At 67.2% G+C, this 11,856-nt stretch carries 8 protein-coding genes; all 8 read left to right on the forward strand.

Annotation, left to right across the window (positions count from 1 at the left end; translation table 11 throughout):
• Window positions 1–68: 68 nt before the first annotated feature.
• The 8 genes from xdhA (at window position 69) to M2282_RS10110 (ending at window position 11,815) form a co-directional block, all read left to right on the forward strand.
• A complete protein-coding gene (gene xdhA, locus M2282_RS10075; protein WP_280808633.1) occupies window positions 69–1,676 on the forward strand; it encodes a xanthine dehydrogenase small subunit in 1,608 nt (535 codons plus the stop codon).
• A 2-nt stretch (window positions 1,677–1,678) separates the two neighbouring features.
• Complete coding sequence (xdhB, locus tag M2282_RS10080; protein ID WP_280808634.1) at window positions 1,679–4,147, forward strand: xanthine dehydrogenase molybdopterin binding subunit; 2,469 nt, start codon at window positions 1,679–1,681, stop codon at window positions 4,145–4,147.
• Window positions 4,148–4,250: 103 nt separating this feature from the next.
• Entirely contained in the window at window positions 4,251–5,240 is a 990-nt protein-coding gene (locus tag M2282_RS10085; protein ID WP_280808635.1) for a LysR family transcriptional regulator, read from the forward strand.
• Window positions 5,241–5,315: 75 nt separating this feature from the next.
• A complete protein-coding gene (locus M2282_RS10090) occupies window positions 5,316–6,716 on the forward strand; it encodes an NCS2 family permease (RefSeq protein WP_280808636.1) in 1,401 nt (466 codons plus the stop codon).
• A gap of 112 nt (window positions 6,717–6,828) precedes the next feature.
• Window positions 6,829–8,355 (forward strand): ABC transporter ATP-binding protein, encoded by a 1,527-nt coding sequence (locus M2282_RS10095; protein ID WP_280808637.1) that lies wholly within the window; start codon window positions 6,829–6,831, stop codon window positions 8,353–8,355.
• Entirely contained in the window at window positions 8,348–9,490 is a 1,143-nt protein-coding gene (locus M2282_RS10100; RefSeq protein WP_280808638.1) for an ABC transporter permease, read from the forward strand. Before M2282_RS10095 ends, M2282_RS10100 begins: the two co-directional genes overlap by 8 nt.
• 181 nt (window positions 9,491–9,671) lie before the next feature.
• Entirely contained in the window at window positions 9,672–10,592 is a 921-nt protein-coding gene (locus M2282_RS10105) for an ABC transporter permease (protein WP_280808639.1), read from the forward strand.
• A gap of 50 nt (window positions 10,593–10,642) precedes the next feature.
• Entirely contained in the window at window positions 10,643–11,815 is a 1,173-nt protein-coding gene (locus tag M2282_RS10110) for a BMP family ABC transporter substrate-binding protein (protein ID WP_280808640.1), read from the forward strand.
• Window positions 11,816–11,856 lie beyond the last annotated feature (41 nt).

The following is an 11,856-nucleotide window of genomic DNA, read 5'->3' on the forward strand; positions in this document are numbered from 1 at the left end:
CTTGCGGCCCAAGCGACTAACGTCCAGGCTTGGCCGGAAACACCGAGCCGCCCACGAACCCGAAGAGCATGAGTACAGAGCCAAACAACATCCAGCCCGTCCGTTTTTTCCATCGCGGCAAGATCGTCGACGTGAGCGGCGTGCACCCGACGCGCTCGGTGCTCGACTGGCTGCGCGAGGACGCGCACTGCACCGGCACCAAGGAAGGCTGCAACGAGGGCGACTGCGGCGCCTGCACGGTGGTGATCGGCGAGCTGGCGACCGACGCCAACGCCCCCGGCGCGGTCGGCGGGCTGCAACTGCAGACGGTCAACGCCTGCATCCAGTTTCTCCCCACGCTGCACGGCAAAGCGCTCTTCACGGTCGAAGACCTGAAGGCCCAGTGCGCCGCCCCGCCGTCGCCGGACAAGAAGCACCCCGTCCAGACGCTGCATCCGGTGCAGCAGGCGATGGTCGACTGCCACGGCTCCCAGTGCGGCTTCTGCACGCCGGGCTTCGTGATGTCGCTGTGGTCCACCTACGAGCATCACCAGGCCGAGGGCACGCAGCCCACGCGCCAGCAACTGGCCGACGACCTCTCGGGCAACCTCTGCCGCTGCACCGGCTACCGGCCGATCCTCGATGCGGGCCAGCGCATGTTCGACCTGCCGAGCGTGCGGCTCGACACCCGGCCCGTGGTGGCCGCGCTCACCGCGCTGCAGAACGACGGGCTCGACTATGCGGCGCCGCTCGGCGCCCGCATGGACCACTTCCACGCCCCCAAGACCATTGCCCAGCTTGCCGCACTGCGCGAGCAGAAGCCGCGCGCCCAGCTGCTCGCCGGCTCCACCGACGTCGGCCTCTGGGTCAACAAGCAGTTCCGCGACCTCGGCGACATCATCTATGTGGGCGACGTGGCCGAGATGAAGACCATCGAAACGCGCGAGAACGACGAAGGCGGTGAGCTCTACATCGGCGCTGGCGCCTCGCTCGAATCCGCCTTCGAAGCGCTCGTGCAGCGCGTGCCCAGCCTGCAGGACGTGTGGCTGCGCTTCGCTTCCCCGCCCATCCGCCACGCGGGCACCATGGGCGGCAACGTGGCCAACGGCTCGCCCATCGGCGATTCGCCGCCGGTGCTGATGTCGCTCGATGCGCAGATCGAGCTGCGCCGCGGCGATGTGGTGCGCCGCATGCCGCTGCCCGACTTCTACATCGACTACATGAAGAACCAGCTGCAGCCCGGCGAGTTCGTGCAGGGGCTGGCGATTCCGCTGGCTGCCATGCGCCGCCAGGTGCGTGCCTACAAGATCAGCAAGCGTTTCGATTGCGACATCTCTGCGCTGTGCGCGGGCTTCGCGATCGAACTGGAGGAGGGCGGCGACACGGTGAAGGCTGTGCGCCTGGCCTTCGGCGGCATGGCCGCGACCGTCAAGCGCGCGGCGAACGCGGAAGCCGCCCTCGTCGGCAAGCCCTGGACGCAATCGAGCGTTGCCACCGCCAAGCTCGCGCTGGCGCAGGACTTCAAGCCCCTGTCGGACATGCGCGCCTCGGCCGACTACCGGCTGCAGGTGGCGCAGAACCTGATCCAGCGCCTCTGGCTCGAAACCCGCACCGAAGACGCGCTTTCGCTCGAAGAAACCAGCGTCTGGAGCGTGATGCCTCATGCCTCTGCCAAAGCGCAGGCGGAAGGAGTCTGACCATGAACAAGCCCATCGACGCCCGCCTGCTGCAGCCCGCCGAGGCCTTTGCCGATTACCTGAAGAACACCGCCGCGCGGATCGACCCCGCGGCCGAAGCGGTCGCGCACGACCTCGGCGCGCGCGTCGGCATCAGCCGGCCGCACGAGTCGGCGCACCTGCACGTGGCGGGTGAAGCGACCTACATCGACGACATTCCCGAGCTCACCGGCACGTTGCATTGCGCGCTCGGGCTCTCGCCCGTTGCGAACGGCCGCGTCACCGCGCTGTCGCTGGACGTGATCCGCGCGATGCCCGGCGTGGTCGCGGTGCTGACGGCCGACGACATTCCCGGCACCAACGATTGCGGCTCGATCGTTCACGACGACCCGATCCTGCTGCCCGTGAACGATGGCGGCGAGATCCGTTACCTCGGCCAGCCCGTGTTCGCGGTGATCGCCGAAACGCGCGAGGCTGCGCGCCGTGCCGCCGCCAAGGCCAAGGACGCGATGACGATCGAGGCGCAGCCGCCCGTTGTCACGCCGCAGGATGCGCATGCGCGCGGTCAGTACGTGGTGCCGCCGATGCACATCGTGCGCAGCGGCGGCAGCGCCAACGAAGGCGACGAGGCCGCTGTGCGCGCCGCCATCGCCAAGGCGCCGCATCGCCACAGTGCCACGCTCGACGTGGGCGGGCAGGAGCAGTTCTACCTCGAAGGCCAGATCAGCTACGCCATTCCGAAGGAAGGCGGCGCGCTGCACATCCACTGCTCCACGCAGCACCCGAGCGAGATGCAGCACCTGGTGGCGCATGCGCTGCACCTGCAGTCGAACGAGGTGCATGTCGAATGCCGGCGCATGGGCGGCGGCTTCGGCGGCAAGGAATCGCAGTCGGCGCTGTTCGCGTGCGTGGCGGCCATCGCGGCGCGGCAGCTGCAGCGCCCCGTGAAGCTGCGCCTGGACCGCGACGACGACTTCATGATCACCGGCCGCCGCCATTGCTTCTGGTACGAGTACGACGTGGGTTACGACGACGAAGGCCGCATCCTCGGCGCGGAGATCACCATGGTCTCGCGCGCCGGCCACTCGGCCGACCTCTCGGGCCCGGTGATGACGCGCGCGCTCTGTCACTTCGACAACGCCTACTGGCTGCCCAACGTGGCGATGCACGGCTTCTCGGGCAAGACCAACACGCAGAGCAACACCGCGTTCCGCGGCTTCGGCGGGCCGCAGGGCGCGATTGCCATCGAGAACATCATGGACTCGGTCGCGCGTGAATTGAAGCGCGACCCGCTCGACGTACGGCGCGTCAACTTCTACGGCAAGGCGGAGAACAACGTCACGCCGTACCGCCAGACCGTGACCGACAACATCGTCCATGAACTCGTGGCCGAGCTGGAGGCCAGCAGCGACTACCGCGCGCGGCGCGAAGACATCGCGGCGTTCAACGCGAAGAGCGTGGTGCTCAAGCGCGGCCTGGCGCTGGCGCCGCTCAAGTTCGGCATCTCTTTCAACGTGAAGCACTTCAACCAGGCCGGCGCGCTGGTGCATGTGTACACCGACGGCTCGATCCTGGTGAACCACGGCGGAACCGAGATGGGGCAGGGCCTGAACACCAAGGTGGCCCAGGTGGTGGCGCACGAATTGGGCGTGAGCTTCGAGCGCGTGCGTGTCACCGCGACCGACACGACCAAGGTGGCGAACACCTCGGCCACCGCCGCATCGACCGGCGCCGACCTGAACGGCAAGGCCGCGCAGGACGCGGCGCGCCAGATCCGCGAGCGCCTCGCAGAGAGCGCCGCCGAACGCCATGGCGGCAAGGCGAGCGAGGTGCGCTTTGCCAACGACAAGGTCGAAGTCAACGGCCGCTCGCTGGCCTTCAGCACCGTGGTCGGCGAGGCGTACCTCGACCGCAAGCAGCTCTGGTCAGACGGCTTCTACGCCACGCCGGGCCTGAGCTGGGACAAGGACAAGATGCAGGGCCGCCCGTTCTACTACTACGCCTACGGCGCGGCGGTGAGCGAAGTGGTCGTGGACACGCTCACCGGCGAATGGAAGCTGCTGCGCGCCGACATCCTGCACGACGCGGGCAAGTCGCTGAACCCCGCCGTGGACATCGGCCAGGTCGAGGGCGCCTTCATCCAGGGCATGGGCTGGCTCACCACCGAGGAGCTGGTGTGGCATCCGCAAAGCGGCAAGCTCACCACGCATGCGCCCAGCACCTACAAGATTCCGACTGCCAACGACTGCCCGCCCGTCTTCAACGTGCGCCTGTTCGAAGGCCAGAACTTCGAGGACTCGATCCACCGCAGCAAGGCCGTGGGCGAGCCGCCGCTGCTGCTGCCGTTCTCGGTGTTCTTTGCGATCCGCGATGCGGTGTCGGCGGCCGGTGGCCACCGGACCGATCCGCCGCTGAAGGCACCGGCCACGAGCGAATCGATTCTTCGTGCCATCACCGCCGTGCAGACGGTGGAATCCGCATCGGTCGAATGAAAACGGGCCGTGCTCGCACGGTCCGAGCTTCACTCCTCCACCCGGTCTCGCCAAATGCTGCGCTGTATAACTGTTCGCACAGACAACAAAGGTGTGAACAGCCATGAGAGACCAAGCGCTTTTCGACAAGATCGACCTGCACCTCATCAGGGTTTTGCACACCGTGCTGACCGACCGCAGCGTCTCGCGCGCCGCCATACGCCTGGGGATGTACCAGCCGGCCGTCTCGGCTGCGCTCAAGCGCCTGCGCGAACTCTCGGGCGACCCGCTGCTGGTGCGCTCGGGCTCGGGCATGGTGCCCACCGATGCGGGGCTGCGGATGATCGAGCCCGCGGCCAGCATCCTGCGTGCGGCCGAGATGCTGTTCTCCGATGCGCGCGGCTTCGAGCCGCAATCGGCGGCCACCACCTTCCGCATCGCGGCGAGCGACTACATGGACCCGCTCTTCCTGCCGATGCTGGTGGCGCATGTGAAGCGCGAGGCGCCGCTCTGCCAGATCGAGATCCACGCGCTCTCGCCCGACTCGGACTACCACGGGCATCTCGCGCTCGGCCAGGTCGACCTGGTGATCGGCAATTGGCTCAAGCCCCCGGAAGACCTGCACATGGCGCGGCTCTTCGGCGACGAGGTGGTGTCGCTGGTCAACCAGGACCATCCGGCGGTGCGCCGCGGCTGGGACCTGGAGACCTGGCTCGCGGCCGAGCACATCGCGCCGACCCCCATGCACCCCGGGGGGCGCGGCATCATCGACCAGATGCTCGACGAGCTGGGCCGGCAGCGGAACATCACCGCGCGCTGCGCGCACTTCAGCCTGATCCCCGACATGGTGGCCTCGAGCCTGCTGGTGCTCACCACCGGCCGCCAGTACTGCGAGCGTTTCGCCGCGCGGCTGCCGGTGAAGATCCTCGATTGCCCGGTGGCGCTGCCGCGCCTCATGTACTACCAGCTCTGGCACGAACGCACCCATTCGTCGAGCTCGGCGCGGTGGCTCCGCGAATGCATCAAGGACGTGGCGGCCTCGCTGCGGCCTGCGTCTTCCGCGATACCTGGCGCATCCCGCCTGCCCGCCACCCCTGAAAGACCGGACCCCTGAGAAACCCCCGTTCGCGCCGGCGTCGTGAGCGGGGCAACGATGAAACCGCCACTACAACAGCTGGAGACAAGCGAAATGAGTACGTTGGAACAGGCGCCCAAAGGCGCCGAGCCCCGCATCCCGGGGCATGTCGAGTCCGCGCGTCCGCGTGCGGCTGTGGGCAGCGCAAGCGGCTCGGGCCTGCTTGAGCGCATGTTCAAGCTCAGTGCGCACAACACCACGGTGCGCACCGAGGTCATCGCGGGGCTCACCACCTTCCTCACGATGGCCTACATCATCTTCGTGAACCCCACGATCCTCGGCGATGCGGGCATGCCCAAGGGTGCGGTCTTCGTGGCCACCTGCCTGATCGCGGCACTGGGCACGCTGATCATGGGCCTGTACGCCAACTACCCGATCGCCATGGCGCCGGGCATGGGCCTGAACGCCTACTTCGCCTACGTGGTGGTGCTGGGCATGGGCTACACATGGCAGGTCGCGCTGGGGGCGGTGTTCATCTCGGGGTGCCTGTTCCTCATCGTCACCGTCACCGGGTTGCGGGAACTGTTCATCGCGGGCATACCGCAGTCGCTGCGAACGGCGATCACGGTGGGCATCGGCATGTTCCTCGCGCTCATCGCGCTCAAGAGCGCGGGTGTCGTCGCCGCATCGCCCGCCACCTTCGTCACGCTGGGCGACCTGCACTCGCCGCCGGTGGTGCTGGCCACGCTGGGCTTCCTGGTCATCGTGACGCTCGACCGCTTGAAGGTGCGAGGGGCGATCCTGATCGGGATCATGCTGGTGACGGTGCTGTCGTTCTTCTTCGGCGGCAACAAGTTCCATGGCGTGTTCGATGCGCCGCCATCGATCGCACCCACCTTCATGCAGCTGGACATCCTCGGTGCGCTCAAGGGCGGCATCCTGAATGTGGTGCTGGTGTTCTTCCTGGTCGAGATGTTCGACGCCACCGGCACGCTGATGGGCGTGGCCAAGCGCGCGGGGCTCCTGGTGCCCGGCAAGATGGAACGCATGAACAAGGCGCTGCTGGCCGACAGCGGCGCCATCTTTGCGGGCTCGCTGCTCGGCACCTCGAGCACCACCGCGTACGTGGAAAGCGCGGCCGGCGTGCAGGCCGGCGGCCGCACCGGGCTCACGGCCGTGGTGGTGGCGGTGATGTTCCTGGCCTGCCTGATGATCTCGCCGCTCGCGGGCTCGGTGCCGGCCTACGCCACCGCACCGGCGCTGCTCTTCGTGGGCTGCCTGATGCTGCGCGACCTGGTCGAACTCGACTGGGAAGACACCACCGAGGTCATTCCCGCCGCGGTGACCGCGCTGGCCATGCCCTTCACCTACTCGATCGCCAACGGCCTGGCCTTCGGCTTCATCACCTACGCGGTGCTGAAGCTGTGCACCGGCCGGGCACGGGAAGTGCATGCGATGGTGTGGGTGATCGCGGCGATCTTCCTGTTCAAGTTCGCCTACATCGGCGGACACTGAACTTGCAGCGCCGTCGGGCGCCGATGGTCGCGGTAACAGCCGTCAGTGCTCTTAAACTGATAGCTGTTCCCGCTTTGTTGCTGTTGAACGAGACAAACCCACGAAACCCGGCATGACAACCCCCAGACTCCAGCTCGCGCACATCACCAAGCGGTATCCCGCGGTGGTGGCCAACAGCGACATCTCGCTGGCCGTGGCTCCCGGCGAAATCCATGCCGTTCTCGGCGAGAACGGCGCGGGCAAATCGACGTTGATGAAGATCATCTACGGCTCGGTCAAGCCCGACGAAGGCACCGTCACCTTCGACGGCCAGGCCGTCACCCTGCGCAACCCCCAGCAGGCGAGGGCGCTGGGCATCAGCATGGTGTTCCAGCACTTCAGCCTGTTCGACACGCTCACCGTGGCCGAGAACGTGTGGCTGGGCCTGGACAAGTCACTGCAGCTGGTCGAGGTGGCCCGCAGCATCACCGCCAAGGCCAGCGAATACGGCCTTGACATCGATCCCTCGCGCCCGGTGCACACGCTGTCGGTCGGCGAGATGCAGCGGGTGGAAATCATCCGCGCGCTGCTCACCAACCCCAAGCTGCTGATCCTGGACGAGCCGACCTCGGTGCTCACGCCGCAGGCGGTCATCAAGCTCTTCACGGTGCTCAACAAGCTGGCTTCCGAGGGCTGCAGCATCCTCTACATCAGCCACAAGCTGCATGAGATCCGCGAGCTGTGCACGGCTTGCACCGTGCTGCGCGGCGGCAAGGTCACGGGCGTGTGCAATCCGCAGAACGAAAGCAACGCCTCGCTCTCGCGCCTGATGATCGGCAGCGAGCCGCCGGCGCTGCAGCACCGCCCGGTGCATGCGGGCGCGGTGGCGCTGCGCGTGAAGGGACTGACGCTGGCGCGCGAAGACCAGTTCGGCGTCGACCTCGACGCCATCTCGTTCGACGTGCGCGCGGGCGAAGTGGTCGGCATTGCGGGCGTCTCGGGCAACGGCCAGAAGGAACTGCTCTACACGCTCTCGGGCGAAGACGTGCGCGCCGATGCTTCGATGGTCCAGGTGTTCGACAAGCCCACCGGCCGGCTCAGGCCGCGCGCGCGCCGCGCATTGGGGCTGCACTTCGTGCCCGAGGAGCGCCTCGGCCGCGGCGCGGTGCCCACGCTGGGCCTCGCGCACAACCTGCTGCTCACGCGCAGCAATGCGGTGGGCAAGGGCGGATGGATCAGCACCTCGACGCTGGAGAAGCACGCCAAATCGATCATCGAGCGCTTCAACGTCAAGGCCGGCGGGCCGCGCGCGGCGGCGCGTTCGCTCTCGGGTGGCAATCTGCAGAAATTCATCGTCGGCCGCGAGATCGACGCCAACCCCAAGCTCTTCATCGTCTCTCAGCCGACCTGGGGCGTGGACGTGGGCGCGGCCGCACTCATCCGCGGCGAAATCCTCGCGCTGCGCGATGCCGGCTGCGCGGTGCTGGTGGTGAGCGAGGAGCTCGACGAGCTGTTCGACATCAGCGACCGCCTGCACGTGATCGCCAAGGGCCGGCTCTCGCCCTCCATCGACCGCGCCGCGGCCACGCTGCCGCAGATCGGCGAATGGATGAGCGGCCTCTGGCAAGAACACAAGGCCGGGGAGGCCGCCCATGCTTAAGCTCGAACCCCGCCCGGAGCTTTCGCGCTTCTGGACCTTTGCCTCGCCCATCCTGGCGTTGCTCATCACGGTGCTGATCGGCGTGGCGCTGTTCGCCGCGCTCGGCAAGGACCCGGTCAAGGGCCTGATGGTGTTCTTCTACGAGCCCATCAAGAACGGCTACGCGCTCGGCGAACTGATGATCAAGGCGACGCCGCTGCTCATCATTGCGCTGGGCCTCGCAGTGTGCTTTCGCTCCAACGTGTGGAACATCGGCGCCGAAGGGCAGTTCGTGTTCGGCGCCATCGTCGCGGGCGGCGTGGCGCTGCTGGCCGACAAGAACACGGGTTCGTGGATCGTCGTGGCCATCCTCGTCGCGGGCACGCTCGGCGGCATGGTGTGGGCGGGCATCGTGGCGTTCCTGCGCGACAAGTTCAACGCCAACGAAATCCTCGTGAGCCTGATGCTGGTGTACGTGGCCACGCTGCTGCTGAGCTACATGGTCTTCGGCCCGTGGAAGGACCCGAACGGCTACAACTTCCCGCAGTCGAAGACCTTCGAGGCCGTCACGCAGATTCCGCGGCTCTTCAAGGGCTCGCGCGTGAGCATCGGGTTGATCATTGCGCTGGTGGGCGTGGGCGCGCTGTGGGTGTTCCTGTTCCGCACGCGCGCGGGCTTCGCGCAGCAGGTCGGCGGACTCGCGCCGGCGGCGGCGCGCTATGCCGGCTTCTCGGCACGGCGCGCGGTGTGGATCGCGCTGCTCACCTCGGGCGGTGCGGCGGGCCTGGCCGGCGCGCTCGAAGTGGCGGGGCCGCTCGGGCAGCTCACGCCCTATGTGCCGGCGGGCTACGGCTTCGCGGCCATCATCGTGGCTTTCGTGGGGCGGCTGCATCCGGTGGGCATGGTGTTCTCGGCCATTCTCATGAGCATGTTCTATATCGGCGGCGAACTGGCGCAATCGCGCCTCGGTTTGCCGAAGTCACTGACCGGCGTGTTCCAGGGGCTGCTGCTGTTCACGCTGCTGGCCTGCGACACGCTCATCGCCTACCGCGTCCGCCGCAAGGCAGCCGCGAAAGCCGTCCTGAGCACGAGTTCGCTGCAAGCCAGCACGCCGCTGACCGCGCCTGTTGCGCGCCCGACCGAAGGAGCGCTCTGAATGAACCGTCGCACACCAGCAGCGTGCCCAGGTGCACAGGGCATCGGGTGCTCCCCGCAGCGAAATCAAGGAGGAGGCGAAGCCGGGGGACATTCGCGGAGGGGAGTACCCGGTGGCCTGTGCACGCGCCCCGAACGTACCCACTCGAACAACAACATCCACCAGCGCTGGAGCCACTGACATGGACAGCTACGCACTCCTCCTCGGCTCGACATTGAGCGCGGGCACCGTGCTCGCGATCGCGGCGCTGGGCCTCCTGATCAACGAGAAGGCCGGCATTGTCAACCTCGGCGCCGAGGGCATGATGCTTTGCGCCGCCATCGCCGGCTTTGCGACGGTGGTGATCACCGGCAACCCCTGGCTCGGCTTTCTGGCCGGCATGGCGGCGGGCGCCGTGCTCGCGGCCTTCTTCGGCGTGCTGGTGATCTGGCTCAACACCAACCAGTACGCGACCGGTCTCGCGCTCAGTCTCTTCGGCGTGGGCTTCTCGGCCTTTGCGGGCATCAACTTCGTGCAAGCCAAGCTGCCGGAAAGCGCGAGCTACGCGATTCCCGTTCTGGCCGACATTCCGCTCGTCGGCCCCGCACTCTTTCGCCATCACCCGATGGTGTATTTCGCGGTGGTGCTGACCTTCGGACTCATCTGGTTCCTGTACCGCACGCGCGCGGGCCTCGTGCTGCGCTCGGTGGGCGAATCGCCCGAGTCGGCGCATGCGCTCGGCTATCCGGTGCGGCGCATCCGCTTCATGGCGGTGATTGCGGGCGGCGCGCTCTGCGGGCTGGCGGGTGCGTACCTCTCTACCGTCTACACGCCCCTGTGGGTCGAAGGCATGGTGGCGGGCCGCGGCTGGATCGCATTGGCGCTCACCACCTTCGCCACCTGGCGGCCGATTCGCGTGCTGCTGGGCGCCTATCTCTTCGGCGGCGTCTCGATGCTGGGCTTCCACCTGCAGAGCAGCGGCGTCGACGTACCGCCCCAGTTCCTCAGCATGCTGCAGTACATCGCGCCCATCGTGGTGCTGGCGCTGATCTCGCGCAACCCGGCGTTCATTCGCATCAACATGCCGGCTTCCATAGGGAAACCGTTCTACCCCGGCTCATAATCGCGTTTTTCGTTTTCCCGCCAACCTGTCCTTACCGAGGATTTCCGACAATGAATGATCTGAACAAGCGCTCCCTGCTCAAGCTGGCTGCCCTCACTGCGGTCGCTTCGGCGGCCCTGATCGGCTGCGGCAAGAAAGAAGAAGCGGCAGCACCGGCCGCGGCCCCCGCGCCTGCTCCGGCCCCCGCTGCAGCCGCACCGGCCCCGGCCGCGCCGCTCAACATCGCATTCGCATACATCGGCCCGGTGGGCGACGGCGGCTGGACCTTCGCGCACGACAACGGCCGCAAGGCGCTCGAGAAGGAATTCGGCGACAAGATCAAGACCACCTTCGTGGAAAGCGTGCCCGAAGGCGCCGATGCCGAGCGCGTGTTCCGCGACATGGTCGGCCAGGGCAACAAGCTGATCTTCGGCACCACCTTCGGCTACATGGAGCCCATGCTCAAGGTCGCGACCGACAGCAAGGACGTGAAGTTCGAGCATGCCACCGGCTACAAGACGGCCGACAACATGCGCACCTACGACAGCCGCACCTATGAAGGCGCTTACATGGCCGGCGTCATTGCCGGTGCCATGACCAAGAGCAACACGCTGGGCGTGGTCGGCTCGGTGCCGATTCCCGAAGTGCTGCGCAACATCAACAGCTTCACGCTGGGCGCGCAGTCGGTCAACCCGAAGATCACCACCAAGGTCGTGTGGGTCAACGAATGGTTCAGCCCGCCGAAGGAAACCGAAGCGGCCACTGCGCTCATCAACGGCGGCGCCGACGTGCTGTTCCAGAACACCGACTCGCCCGCCGTGCTCAAGACCGCACAAGAGAAGGGCAAGCGCGCCTTCGGCTGGGATTCGGACATGACCGCCTACGGCCCCAAGGCCCACCTGGGCTCGGCCACCATCAACTGGGCGCCGTACTACATCAAGGCCACGCAGGACGCGCTGGACGGCAAGTGGGCGACCGGCCAGGCCTGGTGGGGCGTGAAGGAAGGCGCCATCGACCTCGTCTCGATCGCCGAGGACGTGCCGGCCGAAACCAAGGCCAAGGTCGAGGAAGTGAAGAAGGGCCTGAAGGACGGCAGCTTCGTGATCTGGAAGGGCCCGATCCTCGGCCAGGACGGCAAGGAAGTGGTCGCCAAGGACGCGGTGGCCGACGACAAGTTCCTGACGGGCATCAACTTCTACGTCAAGGGCGTCGAAGGCAAGGTGCCGGGCGGCGACAAGAAGTAATCGCCCCGGCCATGCGGACACGGAGGGTCGCCCAGGGCGGC

The organism is Variovorax boronicumulans (assembly GCF_029892485.1).
Taxonomy (GTDB): Bacteria; Pseudomonadota; Gammaproteobacteria; order Burkholderiales; family Burkholderiaceae_C; genus Variovorax; species Variovorax boronicumulans_B.

Bases quoted from the DNA above. Each gene is read 5' to 3' on its own strand.
- xdhA (WP_280808633.1), top strand. From the start codon at position 69: ATGAGTACAGAGCCAAACAACATCCAGCCCGTCCGTTTTTTCCATCGC.
- xdhB (WP_280808634.1), top strand. From the start codon at position 1,679: ATGAACAAGCCCATCGACGCCCGCCTGCTGCAGCCCGCCGAGGCCTTT.
- M2282_RS10085 (WP_280808635.1), top strand. From the start codon at position 4,251: ATGAGAGACCAAGCGCTTTTCGACAAGATCGACCTGCACCTCATCAGG.
- M2282_RS10090 (WP_280808636.1), top strand. From the start codon at position 5,316: ATGAGTACGTTGGAACAGGCGCCCAAAGGCGCCGAGCCCCGCATCCCG.
- M2282_RS10095 (WP_280808637.1), top strand. From the start codon at position 6,829: ATGACAACCCCCAGACTCCAGCTCGCGCACATCACCAAGCGGTATCCC.
- M2282_RS10100 (WP_280808638.1), top strand. From the start codon at position 8,348: ATGCTTAAGCTCGAACCCCGCCCGGAGCTTTCGCGCTTCTGGACCTTT.
- M2282_RS10105 (WP_280808639.1), top strand. From the start codon at position 9,672: ATGGACAGCTACGCACTCCTCCTCGGCTCGACATTGAGCGCGGGCACC.
- M2282_RS10110 (WP_280808640.1), top strand. From the start codon at position 10,643: ATGAATGATCTGAACAAGCGCTCCCTGCTCAAGCTGGCTGCCCTCACT.